We start from the raw sequence: 20,227 nt of genomic DNA, 5'->3' as shown, positions 1-20,227 counted from the left end.
CATATGGGGAGATCGCCCCGAAAACGTCCAGTGAATTGAAACCGGTTGCCGTGCCTGGCTAGGAAGCGCGGCTGCGGCGGCGCTGACGCGACAGGCGGTTGCGCTCTTCTTCCGACAGGCCACCCCACACCCCGTAGGGCTCGTTGTGGGAGAGGGCGTACTCGCGGCACTCGTCGAGAACGGGACAGGTTTGGCAGATTCGCTTCGCTCGTTCGATGCGGCGCCGGCGCGGACCGCCGCGCTCACCTTCGGGATGGAAGAAGAACTCCGGATCCATCGTGTTGCACGATCCCAGTGCCTGCCAGTCCCAATAGTCGACCAGTGCGCCCTGCACATCCTTGATGCGAGCTACCACGTTCACTTCCTTCGAGTCGCTCAGCGCCATATCTCGGCGTCGTGAGAATCCACTAACGACAGTACCCTACACGCCCATTTTTTGGAATAGTCCAAGTTCAGCGCTGAGAAAATGTCTGGACATCGGATCGTGGTGAACGCGGCATGAGATCGGGTGTAGTTGTGCTGGCCAGCCGCATATGATGGAAAGGTGACTAATGATCCTTTCGCACTTGTTGGTTTAACCTACGATGATGTCCTCCTCCTGCCGAATGCCACGGATGTGGTGCCGTCCGAGGTTGACACCACGTCACGATTGACTCGCAACATTTCCGTGCGCGTCCCGCTGCTGAGCGCGGCGATGGATACTGTGACGGAGGCGGGCATGGCGATCGCGATGGCGCGCCAGGGCGGTATTGGTATCCTGCACCGCAACCTCTCGATCCCTGACCAGGCGCAGCAGGTGCGCGTGGTCAAGCGCTCGGAGTCGGGCATGATTTCTGACCCGGTGACGATCGGCCCGGACGCCACGATTGACGAGCTGGACGCGCTGTGCGGCCAGTACAAGATTTCGGGCCTGCCGGTGGTGGACGAGGGCAACACGCTGCTCGGTATCATCACCAACCGCGACCTGCGGTTCATCCCGCAGGAACAGTGGGCTACGATGCGGGTGTCCGAGGCGATGACGCCGATGCCGCTGGTCACCGGCCGTGAGGGGATCGTGCGTGAGGAGGCTGCCCGTCTTCTGCGCGAGAACAAGATTGAGAAGCTTCCCCTGATCGACGACGACGGCCGTCTCACCGGCCTCATCACGGTCAAGGACTTCACCAAGTCGGAGAAGTACCCGCACGCAACGAAGGACGAGCACGGCCGGTTGCGCGTGGGCGCAGCCGTTGGCTACTGGGGAGATGCCTGGGAGCGCGCCGAGGCGCTGGCCGAGGCGGGCGTGGACGTGCTGGTGGTGGATACCGCGAATGGTGAGGCCAAGCTGGCGCTCGACATGATCCGTAGGATCAAGGCCGACTCGCGCTTCGACGGCGTGGACGTGATCGGCGGCAACGTGGCCACCACGGAGGGTGCCCAGGCGCTTATCGACGCCGGAGTGGACGCGGTCAAGGTGGGCGTGGGCCCGGGCTCGATCTGCACCACCCGCGTGGTCGCCGGCATTGGCGTGCCGCAGGTGACCGCGATTCACCTGGCCTCCCTGGCGTGCGGCCCGGCGAACGTGCCGCTCATCGCCGACGGCGGCCTGCAGTACTCGGGTGACATCGGCAAGGCGCTCGCGGCCGGCGCCTCCACAGTGATGCTTGGCTCGTTGTTGGCGGGTTGCGAGGAATCTCCGGGCGAGCTTGTGTTCGTCAACGGCAAGCAGTACAAGTCCTACCGTGGTATGGGCTCGCTCGGCGCGATGAGTTCGCGCGGGCGCGTGTCCTACTCGAAGGACCGCTACTTCCAGGCCGACGTGTCCTCGGATGACAAGATCGTGCCCGAGGGCATCGAGGGCCAGGTGCCGTTCCGTGGTCCGCTCGGCTCGGTCATCTACCAGCTGGTGGGCGGCCTGCATCAGACCATGTTCTACACGGGCGCGCGCACGATTCAGGAGCTGAAGGACAAGGGCCGCTTTGTGCGGATCACCGCAGCTGGCCTGCGTGAATCGCACCCGCACGACATCCAGATGACGGCCGAGGCGCCGAACTACAGCTCGCACAACTAGACGCGACACTCGGGGCTCACCCCGAGGTGCCCAGGGCGGCGTCCGGTCGGCCGCCGCCCTCGCGCATTCCCGGGTGCCGGCCAGCTTCGGGCGGCACGGCCGGCGGGGGGCTTACCTGGCGATCGGCCAGCCGCGCGGCTCCGAGCTCGCGTTCGGTTTGTTGCGCGTGATGAAGTCCATGAATTCGTTGTAGGCCTTGCGCTGGTCGTTGATCACCACGTCGATCGGGGCCTCGGCCATGGCCGGGTACTTCTCCAGAATCCGATCGAGCACCCGCAGTGTCATGAGGACGTCCCCTTCGGCGTCGTGGAACGTTTCGGGCGCCACCCCGTAGTGCGCCGCGAGGTTTTCCAGGCGGCGCTTGCCCTTGCGGTAGCGGTCCACGTGCCGATCGAGGAAGTACGGGTCGATCACCGGGTAGACCTCGCCGCCCAGTCGATCGGCGAGCGTGGGCAGGCCGTGGCGGGCGAGCTCGGATTCGAGCAGCGTGATGTCATACGAGGCGTTGTAGGCCACCACAGGGTTGCCGCCGGCCATGTGCCGGGCCAGCATGTCCGCGACCTCGGCCAGCACCTCTACAGCCGGGCGCCCCTCGGCCCGCGCGCGTTCGGTGGTGATGCCGTGGACGGCGGCGGCCGCCTCGGGGATCGGCACGCACGGATCGGCGAGCCACGTGTAGCGTTCTTCGCGCCCGCCATCTTGGATGACGATCGCGGCGGTGACCAAGCGGTCATTGAACACGTCAATGCCCGTGGTTTCCGTATCAAAACCCGCGCGGGGGAGGGTGGTCCACATATCAGCTCCTTGTGTTTTCCCCCAGTCTAAATGGCGTCTCCGACACTTTTCGAAAGCGTCGTGCTCCCCGCCGCGCCCCACCCAGCGGTGGTGGCGCGATGGGCTAATCTATAGGGGTGAGTGAAACGGAAATTGGGCGCGGCAAGCGCGCACGTGTTGGCTATTCTTTTGACGACATCTCGATCGTCCCCTCGCGCCGCACCCGCGACGCCGCCGACGTCTCGATCACCTGGCAGCTGGACGCGGCTCTGCTCGAGATCCCCATCATGGCAGCCCCGATGGATTCGGTGACCTCGCCGGCTACGGCGATCCGCATCGGCGAGCTGGGCGGAGTCGGCGTGCTGGACCTCGAGGGTATCTGGACTCGGTATGAGGACCCGGAGCCGATCCTCGAGCGGATCGCAAACGAACCGGAGGAAACGGCCACGGCCCTCCTGCAGGAGGTTTACCGCGAGCCGATCAAGGACGAGCTGATCGTGGAGCGCCTGGCCGAGATCCGCAACGCCGGCCAGATTGTGGCCGGCGCCCTGTCCCCGCAGCGCACCCAGGAATACTGGCGCACGGTGGCCGGCGCGGGCGTGGACTTGTTCGTCATCCGTGGCACCACCGTCTCCGCCGAGCACGTCTCCTCCAACCGTGAGCCGCTCAATCTCAAGCGCTTCATCTACGAACTTGACGTGCCTGTGATTGTGGGCGGCGCGGCGTCCTACACCGCGGCCCTTCATCTCATGCGCACCGGTGCCGCCGGCGTCCTCGCCGGTTTCGGCGGCGGGGCCACCACCGCCAACCGCCGCACCGTGGGAGTGGCGGTTCCGATGGCCACCACGGTCGCGGACGTGGCAGCCGCGCGTCGTGAATACATGGACGAAACCGGCGGGCGCTACGTCCACGTCATCGCCGACGGGCAGATCTCCACGTCGGGCGACCTAGTCAAGGCGATCGCGTGCGGCGCCGACGGCGTCATGCTTGGCACCGCCCTCGCTCGCGCCACCGAGGCACCCGGCCGCGGATACCACTGGGGTGCGGAGGTCTATCACCGCTCGCTCCCGCGCGGGGAGCGGGTCCATGTGGGCACGCGCGCGCCGCTGGAGAAGATTATCGGCGGGCCGTCGTCGTCGGCGGATGGCCTGACTAACTTCACCGGGGCGCTGCGCCACGCGATGGCGATGACCGGCTACCTTGACCTGAAGGAGTTCCAGCGCGTGCAGATCTCCGTGGGGCAGATTTCCTAAGGATACCCTAAGCTAGGAGCGCAAGGCCGTGGCTGACCCCCGGAAATCGTGGGAAAATGGCCGCGTCCACTTGAGTTGCGAAGGAGTGACCATGAAGTACCGCATTGAGCACGACACGATGGGCGAAGTGAAGGTTCCCGCTGACGCCCTCTACCGTGCCCAGACTCAAAGGGCCGTTGAGAACTTTCCGATCTCGGGCAAGACCCTCACGCCCCCGCACATCCACGCCCTGGCCCAGATCAAGCGCGCCGCCGCGATCGCCAACAACGAGCTCGGCGTGCTGGACGACGCGCGCAAGAACGCCATCGTCAAGGCTACCGACGCCGTGATCGCCGGCGAGCACGATGACCAGTTCCCGATCGATGTCTTCCAGACCGGCTCGGGCACCAGCTCCAACATGAACACCAACGAGGTGCTCTCCACCCTCGCCTCGAGCGACGAGCTGGACGTCCACCCGAACGACCACGTCAACGCTTCGCAGTCCTCCAACGACGTCTTCCCGTCCTCGATCCACATCGCGGCGCTGGCGGCGCTCCGCCACGGCCTGCTACCCAAGCTCGCCATCCTCGCCGAGTCGCTCGAGGCGAAGGCGGAGGAGTGGAAGGGTGTGGTCAAGTCCGGGCGCACCCACCTCATGGATGCCACCCCGATCACGCTCGGCCAGGAGTTTTCCGGCTACGCCCAGCAGGTGCGCTACGGCATTGCGCGCGTTGAGGCCACGGAGGAGCGCCTGGCGGAGCTACCGCTCGGCGGCACGGCCGTGGGCACCGGCATCAACACGCCGGCCGGCTTCTCCGCCCGCGTCATCGAGCTGATCGCTGAGCACATGGACCTGCCCTTCGTGGAGGCCGCCAATCACTTCGAGGCGCAGGCCGCGCAGGATTCCCTGGTAGAGACCTCGGGCGCTCTGCGCACGGTCGCCATTTCGCTGGTCAAGATCGCCAACGACCTGCGCTGGATGGGCTCCGGCCCGCGCGCCGGCATCGGCGAGATCCACCTGCCCGACCTCCAGCCGGGCTCGTCGATCATGCCGGGCAAGGTCAATCCTGTGGTCCCGGAGGCCACGGTCCAGGTTGCCGCACAGGTCATTGGTAACGACGCCGCCATCGCGTTCGCCGGCGCCCAGGGAAATTTCGACCTGCTCGTTATGCTACCGGTTATGGCCCAGAACCTGCTTGAGTCGATCAACATCCTGGGTAATGTGGCCGAGGTGCTGGCCAAGCGCACGGTGGACGGGCTCGTGGCCAACGAGGCGCGATGCCTGGAGCTGGCCGAGTCTTCGCCGTCGATCGTCACCCCGCTCAACCGTCACATTGGGTACGAGAATGCGGCGAAGATTGCCAAGCACTCGGTCAAGGAAAACATCACGGTCAAGCAGGCCGCGATCGACCTCGGCTTCGTCGAGCGTGGCGAGATCGATGAGGAGACGCTGAACGCGGCCCTCGACGTCTCGACCATGGTGGGCGAGCGCTAGTATTCCAGCTGCCGGGCCGCCCGCGCGTCGCCGGGAAGCTAGCCCGACGACGCCGGCTGCCCGTCTCCCGGGTCATCCCTGGGTCTGAGCCCCCTCTATTCGCTGGGTGAATAGAGGGGGTACTCTTTTAGACATACTAGTCACTGAGTGAATAGAGGGGATATGAGCACCCAGTTCGCGCTCCTCGGCCTTATCTCCACGGAGCCCACCTACGGCTACGAGCTCAAGAAGCTCTATGATTGCCTGTTCGGCGGTGACAAGCCGATCCTGCCGGGCCAGCTCTACGCCGTGCTCGGCCGCCTGGCCCGCGACGCCGCGATCGAGAAGGTGGCGGACACGGGCGCCTCCGCCGGCCCTGAGCGCACGCGCTACGCGGTCACCGATCTCGGCAACGAGCGCCTACTCGCCTGGCTCGATCAGCCCGAGCCGCCCGCGCCCACCCTCCAGGCCACCCTCTACATGAAGGTGGTGCTTGCCCTCATGATTCACGGCGACGCCGCCCCCTTCCTTCGCGCCCAAAAGTCAGCGCACATCGCCCGGATGCGCGAGCTCATCGCCCGGCGTCGTGAAGCAAACCTGGCCGAGCGCATCTTGCTTGACAACGCGATCTTCCACATCGAAGCCGACATCCGCTGGATGGACATGACCGCCAGCCGCCTGACCAACCTGAAGGAGGAACTATGGTCCGCGATGTGATCCTCGAGGCCCGCGGGCTCACGAAGAGCTTCGGGCCCACCCACGCCATGCGGGGGATCGACCTCGACGTGTTGCGCGGGGAGGTGCTGGCCATCATGGGCCCGTCCGGCTCGGGCAAGTCCACGCTCTTGCACACGCTCGCCGCGATCGAGGCCCCCGACCAGGGCACGGTCACCCTCAACGGCGCCCGGATTGACTCCCTGCCCGACGCCGAGCGCACGATCTTGCGCCGCACAAAGTTCGGCTTCGTATTCCAGTTCGGCCAGCTCGTGCCCGAGCTGTCGGCCCTGGAGAACGTCATGGTCCCGCTCATGTTGGGCGGGGTGCGCAAGAACGACGCCGAACGGCGAGCTCGCGAGTGGCTGGCGCGCGTGGGGCTGTCCGATCGGGCGGACGCCCTGCCCGGCCAGCTCTCGGGCGGCGAGGCCCAGCGCGTGGCGATCGCCCGGGCCCTCATCATCACGCCCGAGGTGCTGTTCGCCGACGAGCCGACCGGCGCCCTCGACTCCTTCGCCTCCGAGCAGGTGATGGAGATGATCGTCAGCCTCGCCCGCGCCGAGGGTCTGACCGTGGTTATGGTCACCCACGAGCCGATGATCGCCGCCTACGCCGACCGTGAGGTCGTGGTGCGGGACGGCCGGATCGAGGGGCAATGAAACTCGCAGCCCAGCTTTTCAAGGCCAGCGCCGCCCGCAGCCGCGGCCGCCTCGCTCTGCTCACTTGGGCGGTCGCCTTCGGTGTACTCATCCTCTTCCTCTTCTCCGCCTACCACCACGCGCTCTTCGACCGCTCGTATACTGTCTGGCGCCAGGGATACGACCAGGCGCGGTCGGCGTTCTGGTACGACCAGGAGCTTGCCCCCGGCGACGGCGACCCCCTGTGGATGCAGCTGCGCCTCGACTCCGCCTACGCGCTCGGCGACCACGCCACCTCTGTCATGCAAGTCGCCACCGACACCGGCTCGCCCGAGCTGCCCGCGGGTCTGCCGCGCTGGCCCGAGCCGGGGGAGTACTGGGTTTCGCCCGCTGTCTCGGATATCATGGAGACCAGCGCCTACGATGTCGGGATGCGCTTTGGTAGCACGAAGCTCGGGGTTCTTCCAGAGTCGATGGTGGCCGGGCCTGACGAGCAGCTGGTCATCATGGGAGTGGACAAGGCCGACATCCCCGACTCTGTGGCCGTCTACCGCTTCAACGAGCCGTTGGTGGACCTCGAGTTTCAGGTGATCGGCGCCGTCGTCTACCTCGGGGTGGCCATCGTGCTCTTCCCCGTCCTCATCCTCATCTCGATCGCGGCAAAACTCGGCAGCGTGCAGCGCGAGCAGCGCTACGCCGCGTTGCGCCTGGTGGGTGCCACGAACAAGCAGATCCTCATGATCGTCACCTTCGAGTCACTCGTGGCGGCCGCGGGCGGCCTGGTGATCGGCGCGGCTGCCTACTTTGCCGCGCGCCCGGCCCTGTTTGAACTCACGCTCGGCGGTGGGCGGCAGTGGCCCTCACGCATCGACGTCACCCCGCTCCACTGGGTGGCGGTGGCGCTTGCCACGATCGCGCTCATCTTCCTCTCCAACGCCTGGGGCATGCGCGGGCTACGCCTCTCGCCGCTGGGCGTGGCCCGGCGCCAGAAGCGCGAAGCGCGCCCCGGCGCCCTGCGCCTCCTGCCGCTCGCAGCCGGCATCGGCGCGTTCGTCCACATTTACGCAACCGTGGACGAAAATCAGGGCAACGGCAACACGGTCTATCAGCTCATGGCGGCCGTGATCGCCACGATGATCGGCCTGGTGCTGGCCGGGCCGTGGTTCACCTACGCACTTGGCGGGCTGGTCCGCCGCCTCACCAGCTCCGCCGACCTCTTCATCGGCTCCTCCTACGTGCGTGCCCACGCCAGCCGCGTGTCGCGCTCGGTGGTCGGTGTGGTGCTCGCCCTGTTTGCGGGCAGCTTCTTCCTCACCGCCGTCTCCGACGTGCCCGAGGATCTCTTCGACCAGCGCTCCGACGGCTTCGCCCCCGGCGTGGTGCGCGTGGACGGCATGAACACGGCGGAGGTGGCCCAAATCCGTTTTTCCCCCTGGGCGAGCGAGGTACATGACTACCCCCAGCTCGCGGGCGCCTACATGGTCATGCCCTGCGCCGACGCCGCACGGTTCGTTGACGACGTGGCGTGCGACGACGGCGTCGTGGCCATCAACCCCTACGCGTCCGGCGCCCAGGCCGACTACTACGGGGCCGACGTGGCCGAAGTGGCCCGGGAGCTCGAGGCGAACGCGGGCGCCTACATCGAGTACGATGGCGGCCAGCCCGTCACGTCCGTGGTGGCGCTCGTGAAGCTGCGCGAGGCGGGCGACATCGAGGCGCTACGCAACGTGGTGGCCGGCCGGGCCCAGGACATCTTCATCGAGTCGGCCACGAAGAGCCCCGACACGACAGTCCGCTTCTTTACGCAACTGACCTATGCCGGCATCGCGGTCACGCTGGTCGTGTCAGTCATCTCGCTCGTCGTCTCCACCTACTCCGGCCTGCTCGAACGACGCCGATCGCTGCTCAGCCTGCGCCTGTGCGGGATGACCCTGCGCCAGCTGGGCGCCATGGTTCTGGTGGAGTCCTTCGTACCGCTGGTGGTCATGTCCACGATCGCCACCGCCGCGGGCATCGGCGCCGGCTTCGTGCTCATGCACGCCGTGTCCTACACGCTCGACGCGCGCTTCACCGGTACATATGTGGCGGCGCTCATCGGGGCGCTCATCGCGGCCGGCCTCGCTATCGTCGCGATCCTGCCCTCGATGAAGAAGATGACACGGCTCGCGGTCAACCGCACCGAATAAGAAGCGCCGAGCAGACGCGGACTGTGGACGCGGGCCGCGCGGGCGGCGTCGTGACAAGGCGTCGCCCGCGCAGGGCCGGGCTAGTGGGCCTTGACTTGGTTTTGGGAGTAGATCGTCCTGCCCGTGCCGAAGGAATCGCCGAGCAGTTCGGGGACAGTGACCAGCACGTAGCCCTGCGCCTCGAGCTTGGTGATGATGTCGGGCACGGCGGCCACCGACGTGGGGTGGATGTCGTGCATGAGGATGATCGCACCGGGGTGAGCTGCGGTGACGGCCTCGTTGATGACGGAGGGGGTGGAGAGCGACTCCCAGTCGCGCGTGTCGACCGACCACAGGACCTCGGCCAGCCCGAGCGAGTCGGCCACGGCATCCACGGTGGCATTCCGGGCTCCGTAGGGCGGGCGGATCATGTCGGTGTGAACGCCGATGGCCGTCAGCGCGTCGATGGGGGAGGCCATCTCCGCCCGCATCGCGCCCTCGGCGAGCTTGGGCAGGACGGGGTGGCTCCACGTGTGGGTGCCGATCGCGTGGCCCTCGGCGGCGGCGCGCTGTACGGTGGCCGCCCCGCCCTCGACCTTGTAACCCACCAGGAAGAACGTGGCAGGCACGCCCGTGTCCTTAAGCGTATCCAGCAGCTGATCGGTGTACGGGCCGGGACCGTCGTCAAAGGTCAGCGCCGCACACCGGGCCTGCGAACAGTCCACCCGCCCGTCTTCCAGCTTGGGCGCGGCGGCGCGGTTCGCATTCGGCCCGGGAGCAAGCGGGAGCCCGCCGGGTCCGACGCCGGGCCTCGCCGTGCCGCGCGGTCCCCACGTGTTCGGCGGGGCGAACTCCGGATCGTTGTCGATCTCATACCCGGACGTGGGCGCCTTGGAAAAATCGAGCGGCTGCGCGGCGGACGGCTCGGGAGGTACAGAGGAGGTACATCCAGTCAGCGCGAGCGCGAGCGCGAGAGCCAAACTGCTACGAAAAAACCTCATGCCTCTAGCCTATTCCCCCGAAAGCTCGCCGATGCCCACCCGCAGGGGGAGGCGGGTGGGCACTAAAACCGTTACTTCCCGCCGTAACGATACACGTTGGTCTTGCGCGCTTCGAATCCGCACCGACGGTACAGACGGTTGGCGGCCTCGCGCGACGGGCGGGACGTCAGATCCACGCTCTTCGCACCGCGCGTCGTTGCAAGGTCGCACGCTGCCTCCACGAGTGCCCGACCAGCGCCCTTCCCGCGCGCCGCGTCGTCAACCACCACGTCCTCAATCCACGCCCGCGTGCCCGTGGGGATGGTGAACGTCACCAGGGGAAGCATGCCGAGGATTTCGCCCTCGTCCTTGAACAGCAACAGGCCGATGCACGGCTGGGCGAGCAGCTGGTCGATCTGCTCGATGTCCATCGGCGCCGCGGTGGAGGAAAGCTGGGGGATGAGGCGAGCGAACGCGGCCTCGAGCTGCGGGGTTGCTGACGTGGCAAGTTCAATAGACATGAGGTCCTCTTCCTAGACAATTGCTTTCGCGGGGCGATACCGGCCGTGTCCGGCGACGTCGCCCCGCGAAAGGTAACAGATTAAATGATCTCCATGCACTGGCGTGCGATGGCGAGCTCCTCGTTGGTGGGAACCACGCAGATGGTCACCGCCGAGTCCTGCGTGGAGATCACGCGGGCCTCCTTCGAGCGCACCGCGTTCTTTTCCAGGTCGAGCTTGACGCCGAACGGCGTCAGGCGCGCGCATACCTCAGCACGCAGGTCGGCGTCGTTCTCACCAGCGCCGGCGGTGAACGTGATCGCGTCCAGCCCGCCCATGACGGCGGTGTAGGCGCCGACGTAGTGCAGCAGGCGGTGGACGTAGACCTCGAGGGCCTCCGTTGCGTGCGGGTCGCCCGCCGCGGCAAGCGCGCGCACCTGGCGCATGTCGTTGTCGCCCGCCAGGCCCTTGAGGCCGGACTGCTTGTTGAACAGGGTGTCGATCTCGTCGGTGCTCATCCCGGCCTCGCGCGAAAGGTGGAAGACGGCCGCCGGGTCGATGTCGCCCGTGCGGGTGCCCATGACCAGGCCCTCGAGAGGGGTCAGGCCCATCGACGTGTCCACTGCCTTTCCGGCCACTACCGCCGACGCCGAGGCGCCATTTCCGAGGTGGAGCACGATCTGCTTGAGGTCATCGCGGCCGAGCAGCTCGCTCACCGCGCCGGAAACAAACTGGTGGGAGGTGCCGTGCGCGCCGTAGCGGCGGATCTGGTACTTCTCGGCCACGTCACGGTTGAGGGCGTAGGTGGCGGACTCGTTCGGCAGGGACTGGAAGAACGCGGTGTCAAACACGGCAATGTTCGGCACGTCGAACATCTCGCGCGCCACCTTGATGCCCTTGAGGTGGGCGGGGTTGTGGAGCGGGCCGAGCGGGATGAGATTCTCAATGATCTGCTCCACCTCGTCGGTGATGAGCACGGCCTTGTCGAAGTACTTTCCGCCCTGAACCACGCGGTGGCCGATGGCGCGGATCCCGGCGTCGGCGAGCGCCGGCCCGTGGGTGTTAAACATGTCGATCACCAGCGACAGGCCCACGGCGTGATCCTCAATCGGCTGGTCGAGCTCGAAGGTCTGCCCCTCGACCTCGTGCTCGAGGTGGGAGGTGGATTCGCCGATGCGCTCCACGAGGCCCTTGGCCAGCGTCGTGCCCGAATCGGGCTCGATGAGCTGGTACTTGATCGACGACGATCCAGAGTTGATGACGAGTACTGTCACGGATTCTCCTTTGATTAGTTCTGGGCCTGGATAGCGGTGATGGCAACCGTGTTGACGATGTCTTCCACGAGCGCGCCACGCGAGAGGTCATTGACGGGCTTGTTCAGGCCCTGCAGGACCGGGCCCACGGCCACGGCGCCCGAGGAACGCTGGACCGCTTTGTAGCCGATGTTGCCGGCGTTGAGGTTCGGGAAGACAAACACGGTGGCCTGGCCGGCCACGGGCGAGCCGGGCAGCTTGGTGGCGGCGACCTTGGCATCGACGGCGGCGTCATACTGGATCGGGCCCTCAATGAGGAGGTCGGGGCGCTGCTCCTTGGCGATGCGCGTGGCCTCTACGACGGCGTCCACGTCCGGGCCTTTGCCGGAGGTGCCGGTGGAGTAAGACAGCATCGCGACCTTGGGGTCGACGCCGAACTGCACGGCCGTCTCGGCCGACGACACGGCGATGCCTGCCAGTTGCTCGGGGGTGGGGTTGGTGGTCACGGCGCAATCGCCGTAGACGTAGACCCGGTCCTCCATGAGCATGAGGAAGCAGGAGGAGACGAGAGCCGCGCCCGGCTTGGTCTTGATGATCTGGAAGGAGGGAACGATCGTGTTGGCGGTGGTGTTGATCGAGCCGGAAACCATGCCGTCGGCATCCCCCATGTGGACCATCATGGTGCCGAAGTAGGACAGGTCCTTGATCGTCTCCACGGCCTGGTCGTAGGTGACGCCCTTCTTCTCGCGCACTCGGGCAAACTCGGCGGCGTACTTCGCGATGAGGTCGGGGTTGGCGGGGGAGACGATGTCGGCCCCATCGAGGTCGAGGCCGAGGTGGGCGGCGCGGGCCAGCACGTCCTCGCGCTCGCCGAGCAACACGATGTCGGCCACCTCGCGGCGGATCAGTTCGTCGGCCGCGCGCAGGATCCTGTCATCAGCCGACTCGGGCATAACGATGCGCTTGCGCTGGGCGCGGGCGCGGGAGATGAGGGAGGCGGTGAAGCTCAGCGGCGTGATGACGTCCGAGCCGTGCTCCATCGACGCCCGCACGATCGCCCTGTCGGTATCCGTCAGCTCCACGGCTTCGCCGTCGTAGAAGTAGACGATCGGAATGTGGGCGTATTCGGGGCTCTTCTCCTGCTCCACCCGGTGCTCGGCGGAGGTGACGGCCACGGCCGAGATCGGCGCGTTCTCGCCCTGGATCTCGCGCGAGACGAGGTGGGATAGGTTGACCACCTGCTCGGGCGTGCGCAGGGCGGCGGAGACCACCACGAACACCGAGGTGGCGAGGTTGGCGGCGGCGCGGCCCGTGCGGGCGAGCATACCCGGGTTGACCGGATCGCCATCAAGGAGGCCGAGGATGAGGACGGCGTCGAAATTCTGGGCGTAGTCGGTATAGCGCTTGACGAGGTCCGTCATAGCCGCTTCTTCGTTACGCACGTAGGCCTGGCGGGTGGTGCCCCACGCGATGTCGAGGTCTTCCTCGCGCCCCACGAGCTTGATGAGGTCAATGAACTCATCGTCGGTGTCGATCGGGCCGTTGGTGAAGGCGCGGAAGAGGCCGAGCTTGGGGTAGTCCTGGGTGAGCTGTTCGATGACCGCGCGGACGACGGGGCGGGTGCCGGAGTTGCCCTCTGCTGCGGTAAAGTAGACGCTCTTGGTCATGTCATCCTCTCTCATGATCTTGTTCCACGGCCGAGCCGTGTTCCTATCGTCCCACGTTTGGGTAGGGGATGAACAAATTTCGGCATAATTCCATATGAAGCCGTGCACGGGAAGTGCAGGACCAAAGGGCGAGACACCGGCCGGGATTCCGGCCGGATCGCAAGGGAAAGCGCAAGGGAAAAGGAGGGGCCGTGGGGCGCAGGCCACGATCGCAACGACGCTCGGCGTACCAGCGTGCCACCCGGCCCGCCCTGCGTGGCGGGATCAACGCCTCGCCCGTGGTGCTTCCCGAGCGTGAGTTTGCAACGCTCGGGGAGTGGGCGGCGGAGCGCTTCGGAGCGGAGGGCGCCGGGATCTTCGACGGGGACGCCTTCTACGACTTTTCCGTGCCGGCCTGCGCCGCCGACACGTACCGTCCCGGCACGCGCCTGTACATCTTCCGCCCCGTCCCCGACGAGCCCGAGCGCCCCATCGTCCTCGACGTGGTCCACCGCGCCGAGCGCTTCATCATCGTCGACAAGCCCCACGGCATCGCCACCATCCCGCGCGGCAGTTACGTCGCCCGGTCCGTGACCGTCGCGGCCCGGCGCCAGTTTGCCAACGACGACGTCTCCGCGGCCCATCGCCTCGACGCCGAGACCGCCGGTCTCGTCTTGCTCACGCTTGACCCGCGCTGGCGTGGCCCCTACCAGGACATGTTCGCCGCCCGCCAGGTGAGCAAGGTCTATCGTGCGGTGGCGCCATCGATCGACCTGGGCGCGCTCGCGGGCCGGGCGGGCGTCGTCGAAGCCGGGCCTGGGCACGCCGCGGCCCTGGGCGGGAGGGGCGCGGACGGCGTCGTGAACGTGGAGCTGCACCTGACCCGGGAGCCGGGGGAGATCGCGGTGCGCGTGGGGGAGGGCGTGCCAAACGCGCGCACGCTCGTCGCGAAGGAGCGGGAGCTCACGGACGGGCTGGCGCTGTACGAGCTGCGACCCGTGACGGGGCGGCTGCACCAGCTGCGTGCCACGATGAGCTACCTCGGGGTGCCGATCGCGGGCGACCCGCTCTACCCGCGCGTGATGAGCCTGGAGGAGACCGCGCGGCGGCCGTTCCCCACGCAACTGTTGGCAGCGGGGTTGGAGTTCTCCGACCCGATGGACGATGAGCCCGTGGTGGTGCGAACGCGCAGGACACTGGAGCTGTTGACGCGGTAGTCTGGTGGGGTGAGTGAACTACGCCCAGTTTTGGTTATTGATAATGGAGCGCAAAACGCGCAACTGATCGCGCGCCGCGTGCGCGACGCCGGCTATTACTCCGAGCTGGTCCCGCATTCGTGGAGCGCGCAGCGGGTGCTGGAGAAGGAGCCGGTGGCGATCATCCTGTCGGGTGGGCCGTCGTCGGTGTATGCCGAGGGCGCCCCGCAGCTCGACCCCGCAATCCTCGAGGCCGGCATCCCCGTGCTCGGCATCTGCTACGGCTTCCAGCAGATGACGCACGCGCTCGGCGGCGTGGTGGGCAGGGCCGACAAGGAGTACGGCAACGCCCCGGCGCAGATGGTGGCGGACGGCGTCGTGACCGGCCCGGCCGGCGGCATGGCGAGCGTGTGGATGAGCCACGGCGACTCGGTCACGCGGGCCCCGGAGGGCTTTACCGTGACGGCGACGACGCCGGGCGCGCAGGTGGCGGCCATGGAAAACGTGGAGCGGCGCCTGTTCGGCCTGCAGTGGCACCCCGAAGCCAAGCACTGCGAGTACGGCCAGGAGCAGATCGAAGCCTTCTTGCGCGAGGGCGCGGGGCTGGAGGCGAACTGGGACTCGTCGTCGGTGATCGAGGACCAGGTGCGCAAGATCCGCGAACAGGTGGGAGACAAGCACGCGATCTGCGCGCTGTCCGGCGGCGTGGATTCGTCGGTGGCGGCGGCGCTCGTACACAAGGCGATTGGCGACCAGCTCACGTGCGTGTTCGTGGACCACGGGCTGCTACGCAAGGGTGAGGCCGAGCAGGTGGTGCGCGACTACGCTGGATCGCTCGGCATCCGCGTGGTGGCGGTGGACGAGTCGGAGCGATTCCTCTCCGCACTCGAGGGCGTGACGGACCCGGAGACCAAACGCAAGATCATCGGCCGCGAATTCATCCGCTCCTTCGAGGCCGCCCAGCGCGCGCTGGTTGAGGAGGCGGGCGCCGAGGGCAAGGAGATCAAGTTCCTTGTGCAGGGCACGCTCTACCCGGACGTGGTGGAGTCCGGCGGCGGGGACGGCACGGCCAACATCAAGTCTCACCACAACGTGGGTGGCCTGCCGGACGACCTGGACTTTGAGCTCGTGGAGCCGCTACGCGACCTGTTCAAGGACGAGGTGCGGGCGATCGGCCTGGAGCTCGGGCTGGACGAGAAGCTCGTGTGGCGCCAACCCTTCCCCGGGCCCGGCCTGGGCATCCGCGTGGTGGGGGCCGTCAACCGCGAACGGCTCGACATCCTGCGCGAAGCGGACGCGATCGTGCGCGAGGAACTGTCCGCCGCCGGGTTCGATCGCGAGATCTGGCAGTGCCCCGTGGTGCTACTGGCGGACGTGCGCTCGGTGGGAGTGCAAGGCGACGGGCGCACCTACGGCCACCCGATCGTGTTGCGGCCCGTGTCCTCCGAGGACGCGATGAGTGCCGACTGGACCCGCATCCCCTACGACCTGCTGTCCAAGATCTCCAACCGCATCACTAACGAGGTGGATGAGATCAACCGCGTGGTGCTCGACGTGACGAGCAAGCCGCCGGGGACCATCGAGTGGGAGTAGGCGCCTGCGGGCAGGGGCCTGGTGGCCGTCGGCCCGCGGCAGGCGGCGGCGTTTTAGAATAATTTGGACGATTTCGGCGTCATCTTCGCATATGAAGAGATCGCGCTGAAATCGTCCAGATTGTTTTAATCCGGCCATGTCGTTGGAGGGCGCTTGGAACCTGGGGGAAGGTGCGTGAGTGTTGGGCCGCATTGCCCGACGGCGACCGCGAGTGGGCCCTCGCCTTTGTCCTTGACCTCGCGAAGGAATTCATCGCGGGTGCGGGCGTCACGGTAGCCATGTGGGGAGGATACGCCGAGAATGAGCTAGCCGGACCTGTCCGGGAGTTCGAGCGCTTCTTCGCCGAGCACCGCGACCGTACCGTCCTCGCCGCGAAGAACGGCGACCTAACGCCAAAGCACATCAATGTGCGTCCGGGGTTGCCCGTGGGGTGCTGCGCCGCTCGAGCCGTTCCCGTTTGAAGGCGGACGGTAGCCCAACCGGCGGGCACCCGTACCGCCCGCGATCTGCAACTTCGCACAATTGACAGCGCTTGTATCACCTTCCTGATATCCTCGAGCTGACTATTTCAATGGCGAAATGAGGAAAAATGCGGGTTCTCGCGGCGTTAGCGGCCCTTCTCTTGACATTCGGCACCACGTCGATTGCGACGGCCGAGGTCGATGACGATCAACTGGTCAATATTGCACAGCTTGCCGACACGGTGGTGACGGCGTCGGGCTACGAGTCCGGTAGTAGCTTCACCGTGGATCGTGCGGTTGACGGCGACGACGGCACGGATTATGCGACCCGCGAGGCGAAGTGGTTCGCGCAGGACGCGTCGCGGTGGTCGGCGAATAAGAAGGAGCCGCCGGTGTGGCTCGCCTTCGACTTCGGCCAGCCGGCGGACATCCAGCAGGTCAACATCACGTGGGGTCGCCAGTTCGCCACCAAGTACAAGTTCGAGGTCTCGGCCGACGGCACCACCTGGCAGGATGTCGACGGGGTGTACGAGGGCAAGTTCCAGGACAAGGTCTCGAGCGAGCTCAACGTCACCAGCCGCTACCTGCGCATGACCACCCTCGGTCACCGTAGCGAGTGGCCCGTCAGCATCTGGGAGATCGAGGTGCTGGGCACGGTCGGCGAGTCGGAGCAACTTCCGGCGCTCGTCCCGTTGCCGGCTAGCTACGAGGCCGCGGACGCGGGAACCTTCGAGCTGACCTCCACCTCTGACATCGTGGCCGCGGCGGACATGCAGGCCGAGGCGGAGAAGGTGGCGCAGATCCTGCGCGCCTCCACGGGCTTTGACTTGCCGGTGGTCGCCGAGTCGGTAGACCCGGCCGCGGACATCATGTTTGACACCGCCGAGGGTCTGGGCGAGGAGGGCTACACGCTCAAGACGACGGCCCAGGCCGCCACGATCACAGCCTCGACCACGCACGGCGCCTTTAACGGCGGCCGCACGATGCTGCAACTGCTGGGTCCGTGGGCGCTGATGACCACCCCGATGGCCGGCCCGTGGCAGGTGCCCAGCGTGGCGATCGAGGACTCCCCGCGCTTCGCCTACCGCGGCATCATGCTCGACCCGGCACGCTCGTTCTACACGGTCGACGAGGTCAAGCAGGCCATCGACGTCATGTCGATGTACAAGTTCTCCTACCTGCACTTGCACTTGACGGACGACCAGGGCTGGCGCATCGAGATCACGAATGATGGACGCGAGGACGGCGATACCATCGATTACACCCGCCTGACGGCCGTCGGCGGCCAGACGGCGATGGGGCCGACCGACCGGAACTCGAAGCCCGGCGTGACCGGCTTCTACACGCAGAACGACCTGCGTGACATCGTGGCCTACGCGGCGGATCGGCACATCGCGATCGTGCCCGAGGTGGACATGCCCGGCCACAGCCAGGGCATCCTCCAGGCGATCCCGCAGCTGAACACGCCCGGTTCGTCGCACGACGGCACGGTGGGCGACGACGGCCAGCCGATCACCGACCCGTCCCAGTACGTGACGGCGCCGCCGCAGAACACCTCGGACGTGGGCGAGTCCTACCTCGACCCGAACTCGGAGTACACGTGGCAGTTCCTGCGCCACGTGGTGGGTCAGGTGCAAGGGATTGTTGGCGGCGAGTACTTCCACATCGGCGGCGACGAGACGCACAAGATGGACCAGGCCAACCCGGGTGCCGCGGTTGAGTTCCTGCGCGAGGCCTCAGCGATGGTTCGCGAGTTCGACGTCACTCCGATCGGGTGGAACGAGTGGGCGCCGAACGGCAACGTGCCGCAGCAGGGTGACGTTATGCAGCTGTGGAACGGCGCCAAGGCGAGCTTCGCCGCGGGGCTCACCGCGTCCGGCGGCAAGGCCATTTTCTCGCACGCCTCCAACCTGTACTTCCCGCAGAAGGCCGGCCCGGGGATCTGGGGCGCGACCTGGGCGTGCGGCGGCGCGTGTGGCCTGGAGCAGTTCTACAACTACGATCCCGAGGCGGACATGGGCCTGCAGCCCGGCCAGCTTCTCGGCATCGAGGGCGCGATGTGGAACGAGCACGTGCGCTCGATCCAGGACTTCTTCTTCCCGGCGTTCCCGCGCGCAATGGCGGCGGCCGAGGTCGGGTGGACCCCGCAGAACCTGCGCACGGGCCGGATCAACAACCTGCGCACGCGGCTCGCGGACACCATGCCGGCGCTGACGGTTCAGGGCGCCGACTTCTACGCCTACGGGATCAACCACCAGCCGTTGGTGCGTGCGGTGGCCGTGCCCGACGGCGTCGTCGGCTACGGGTACTCGCCCGCGACGCCGGCCGACGGCGTGAGCGCGACCGTCACGTTCGACGGGCTTGAGCCGATGGCGCTGACGGCAACGTCGATGCGGCCGTACCTGCCGGCGAACGATGCGAACAACAACAACCGCGCGCAGGCGGGCCTGTGGGAGTTCGCCCTGCCCGACGACGCGGCGGCCGCCCTCCCCGCGGGCACGCACGGTGGCGTGATCACGATGGTCGTGGGCGGGGATACGGACAAGGCCGTGAGCGCGCAGGTGACCCTGGTGGTCGCGGAGGATCCGGAGAACCCCGGCGGTCCGGTGGATCCGGAGGAGCCGGAGAACCCCACCCCGCCGCAGTGCGAGGCGATGGCGGGGCCGGTTCGGCCGGCGCGCGCCACGAACCTGCTGGGTGAGGCCACCGGCGACCTCCTGGCGGACATGTGGTCGCTGTCCGACGACGGCGCGATCCACTTCTACGCCAGCCGCGGGGCGGGGATGGTGCACCAGGGCGTGGTGCACTGCCCGGACGTGGACCTGGCGGAGATCACCGCGATCCCGGACGTCAACGGCGATAGGCGGGCCGACCTGCTCGCCATCACCGCCGACGGCGACGCCTTCTACTACTACTCGACCGGCAACGGGTTCCTGTCGAAGGGTGCCCAGGTGGGCCACGGGTGGACGTCGATGGACAACGTGTCCTTCGCCGGCAAGCTCGGCAATTCGTCCACGAACTACGTGATCGCGCGGCAGAAGGCCACGGGCGACCTGTACCGCTACCAGATCAGCGGCGCGGGCCTGTCGAACGGCACGAAGATCGGCCACGGCTGGTCGGATATGACCGTGATCGTGGGCACGGGGCAGTTAACCGGCGATGCGAACTCGGACGTGGTGGCGATCCGTTCGGATGGCAAGATGTTCGCCTACGCCGGCACGTTCGGCGGGGCGCTGGTAAGCGCGGGCCAGATTGGCGGTGGCTGGGAGCCGTTTGTCAACGTCACGGTTCCCGGCGACAGGGACGGCAACGGTCTGAATGATCTGATCGGCGTCCGTGACGACGGCAAGCTGTTCTTCTACAAGAACACGGGCACGGGCTATTGGGGGCCAGCCACCGAGGTCGGCCACGGCTGGGGCCGCATGGTTGACCTGAGCTAGGGCGAGTGGGCGCGCGGTCGGTCGGATCGTGCACCCAGCGGGGCGTGCCACGGCGTCGTGAACGACGCCGTGGCACACTTCGCGCACAAGCCCGGGATTTGCGCAGAAATCCGC

Annotated in this window: 16 protein-coding genes; 10 read left to right on the top strand and 6 right to left on the bottom strand. The window is 67.1% G+C overall.

Features of this window, described 5'->3' with window-relative positions; genetic code table 11:
* Positions 1 to 58: 58 nt before the first annotated feature.
* Positions 59 to 385 (bottom strand): WhiB family transcriptional regulator, encoded by a 327-nt coding sequence (locus tag HMPREF3174_RS00480; protein ID WP_082661203.1) that lies wholly within the window; start codon positions 383 to 385, stop codon positions 59 to 61.
* Positions 386 to 544: 159 nt separating this feature from the next.
* Between HMPREF3174_RS00480 and guaB the strand changes: the two genes are divergently transcribed.
* On the top strand, positions 545 to 2,047 hold the full coding sequence (guaB, locus tag HMPREF3174_RS00475) for an IMP dehydrogenase (RefSeq protein ID WP_062613870.1): 1,503 nt from the start codon (positions 545 to 547) through the stop codon (positions 2,045 to 2,047).
* A 111-nt stretch (positions 2,048 to 2,158) separates the two neighbouring features.
* On the opposite strand, the gene HMPREF3174_RS00470 is transcribed toward guaB, so the two are convergent.
* Positions 2,159 to 2,842, bottom strand: a complete 684-nt coding sequence (locus tag HMPREF3174_RS00470; RefSeq protein ID WP_070445019.1) for an exonuclease domain-containing protein — start codon at positions 2,840 to 2,842, stop codon at positions 2,159 to 2,161.
* 116 nt (positions 2,843 to 2,958) lie between these two features.
* Here HMPREF3174_RS00470 and HMPREF3174_RS00465 point away from each other — a divergent pair, with 116 nt between their 5' ends.
* From HMPREF3174_RS00465 to HMPREF3174_RS00445, 5 genes are all read left to right on the top strand, one after another.
* Positions 2,959 to 4,074, top strand: coding sequence for a GuaB3 family IMP dehydrogenase-related protein (locus HMPREF3174_RS00465; protein WP_068538503.1), 1,116 nt, complete (start codon positions 2,959 to 2,961; stop codon positions 4,072 to 4,074).
* Positions 4,075 to 4,165: 91 nt separating this feature from the next.
* Complete coding sequence (locus tag HMPREF3174_RS00460) at positions 4,166 to 5,548, top strand: class II fumarate hydratase (protein WP_068538502.1); 1,383 nt, start codon at positions 4,166 to 4,168, stop codon at positions 5,546 to 5,548.
* Between the two features lie 162 nt (positions 5,549 to 5,710).
* Positions 5,711 to 6,244: a PadR family transcriptional regulator gene (locus HMPREF3174_RS00455; RefSeq protein ID WP_070445013.1), complete on the top strand. Its 534-nt coding sequence runs from the start codon at positions 5,711 to 5,713 to the stop codon at positions 6,242 to 6,244.
* Positions 6,229 to 6,900, top strand: coding sequence for an ABC transporter ATP-binding protein (locus HMPREF3174_RS00450; RefSeq protein ID WP_070445010.1), 672 nt, complete (start codon positions 6,229 to 6,231; stop codon positions 6,898 to 6,900). The genes HMPREF3174_RS00455 and HMPREF3174_RS00450 overlap by 16 nt, the downstream gene beginning before the upstream one ends.
* The gene (locus HMPREF3174_RS00445) at positions 6,897 to 9,065 is read left to right on the top strand and encodes an FtsX-like permease family protein (RefSeq protein WP_070447317.1); all 2,169 of its coding nucleotides are present in this window, start codon (positions 6,897 to 6,899) and stop codon (positions 9,063 to 9,065) included. Before HMPREF3174_RS00450 ends, HMPREF3174_RS00445 begins: the two co-directional genes overlap by 4 nt.
* An 80-nt stretch (positions 9,066 to 9,145) precedes the next feature.
* Here the strand turns inward: HMPREF3174_RS00445 and HMPREF3174_RS00440 are convergent, their stop codons facing one another.
* The 4 genes from HMPREF3174_RS00440 to pta all read right to left on the bottom strand — a co-directional run bounded on the left by HMPREF3174_RS00440 (position 9,146) and on the right by pta (position 13,444).
* The gene (locus HMPREF3174_RS00440) at positions 9,146 to 10,045 is read right to left on the bottom strand and encodes a polysaccharide deacetylase family protein (protein ID WP_083200520.1); all 900 of its coding nucleotides are present in this window, start codon (positions 10,043 to 10,045) and stop codon (positions 9,146 to 9,148) included.
* A gap of 71 nt (positions 10,046 to 10,116) precedes the next feature.
* Complete coding sequence (locus tag HMPREF3174_RS00435; RefSeq protein WP_070447314.1) at positions 10,117 to 10,545, bottom strand: GNAT family N-acetyltransferase; 429 nt, start codon at positions 10,543 to 10,545, stop codon at positions 10,117 to 10,119.
* An 80-nt stretch (positions 10,546 to 10,625) separates the two neighbouring features.
* Entirely contained in the window at positions 10,626 to 11,798 is a 1,173-nt protein-coding gene (locus HMPREF3174_RS00430) for an acetate/propionate family kinase (protein ID WP_068538500.1), read from the bottom strand.
* A 14-nt stretch (positions 11,799 to 11,812) separates the two neighbouring features.
* A complete protein-coding gene (gene pta, locus HMPREF3174_RS00425; RefSeq protein ID WP_070447311.1) occupies positions 11,813 to 13,444 on the bottom strand; it encodes a phosphate acetyltransferase in 1,632 nt (543 codons plus the stop codon).
* Between the two features lie 191 nt (positions 13,445 to 13,635).
* On the opposite strand from pta, the gene HMPREF3174_RS00420 reads away from it, so the two are divergent.
* From HMPREF3174_RS00420 to HMPREF3174_RS00405, 4 genes are all read left to right on the top strand, one after another.
* The gene (locus tag HMPREF3174_RS00420; protein ID WP_070444998.1) at positions 13,636 to 14,640 is read left to right on the top strand and encodes a pseudouridine synthase; all 1,005 of its coding nucleotides are present in this window, start codon (positions 13,636 to 13,638) and stop codon (positions 14,638 to 14,640) included.
* Positions 14,641 to 14,649: 9 nt separating this feature from the next.
* Complete coding sequence (gene guaA, locus HMPREF3174_RS00415; RefSeq protein WP_070447308.1) at positions 14,650 to 16,212, top strand: glutamine-hydrolyzing GMP synthase; 1,563 nt, start codon at positions 14,650 to 14,652, stop codon at positions 16,210 to 16,212.
* A 170-nt stretch (positions 16,213 to 16,382) separates the two neighbouring features.
* Positions 16,383 to 16,673 carry a hypothetical protein gene (locus HMPREF3174_RS00410; protein ID WP_148132135.1) on the top strand — a complete coding sequence of 97 codons (291 nt, stop codon included), beginning with the start codon at positions 16,383 to 16,385 and terminating at the stop codon, positions 16,671 to 16,673.
* A gap of 128 nt (positions 16,674 to 16,801) precedes the next feature.
* Positions 16,802 to 20,113, top strand: coding sequence for a family 20 glycosylhydrolase (locus HMPREF3174_RS00405; protein ID WP_070444992.1), 3,312 nt, complete (start codon positions 16,802 to 16,804; stop codon positions 20,111 to 20,113).
* The last annotated feature ends 114 nt before the right edge of the window (positions 20,114 to 20,227 follow it).

This window comes from Trueperella sp. HMSC08H06, assembly GCF_001808465.1.
GTDB lineage: Bacteria > Actinomycetota > Actinomycetes > Actinomycetales > Actinomycetaceae > Trueperella > Trueperella bernardiae.
The sequence above is the reverse complement of the archived record's forward strand: the minus strand, read 5'-3'. Positions and strand labels throughout refer to the sequence as shown.

What these genes read in the sequence shown, in the direction of transcription:
- HMPREF3174_RS00480 (WP_082661203.1), bottom strand. Translation starts at nt 385, where the DNA reads ATGGCGCTGAGCGACTCGAAGGAAGTGAACGTGGTAGCTCGCATCAAG.
- HMPREF3174_RS00470 (WP_070445019.1), bottom strand. Translation starts at nt 2,842, where the DNA reads ATGTGGACCACCCTCCCCCGCGCGGGTTTTGATACGGAAACCACGGGC.
- HMPREF3174_RS00460 (WP_068538502.1), top strand. Translation starts at nt 4,166, where the DNA reads ATGAAGTACCGCATTGAGCACGACACGATGGGCGAAGTGAAGGTTCCC.
- HMPREF3174_RS00455 (WP_070445013.1), top strand. Translation starts at nt 5,711, where the DNA reads ATGAGCACCCAGTTCGCGCTCCTCGGCCTTATCTCCACGGAGCCCACC.
- HMPREF3174_RS00450 (WP_070445010.1), top strand. Translation starts at nt 6,229, where the DNA reads ATGGTCCGCGATGTGATCCTCGAGGCCCGCGGGCTCACGAAGAGCTTC.
- HMPREF3174_RS00445 (WP_070447317.1), top strand. Translation starts at nt 6,897, where the DNA reads ATGAAACTCGCAGCCCAGCTTTTCAAGGCCAGCGCCGCCCGCAGCCGC.
- HMPREF3174_RS00440 (WP_083200520.1), bottom strand. Translation starts at nt 10,045, where the DNA reads ATGAGGTTTTTTCGTAGCAGTTTGGCTCTCGCGCTCGCGCTCGCGCTG.
- HMPREF3174_RS00435 (WP_070447314.1), bottom strand. Translation starts at nt 10,545, where the DNA reads ATGTCTATTGAACTTGCCACGTCAGCAACCCCGCAGCTCGAGGCCGCG.
- pta (WP_070447311.1), bottom strand. Translation starts at nt 13,444, where the DNA reads ATGACCAAGAGCGTCTACTTTACCGCAGCAGAGGGCAACTCCGGCACC.
- HMPREF3174_RS00405 (WP_070444992.1), top strand. Translation starts at nt 16,802, where the DNA reads ATGCGGGTTCTCGCGGCGTTAGCGGCCCTTCTCTTGACATTCGGCACC.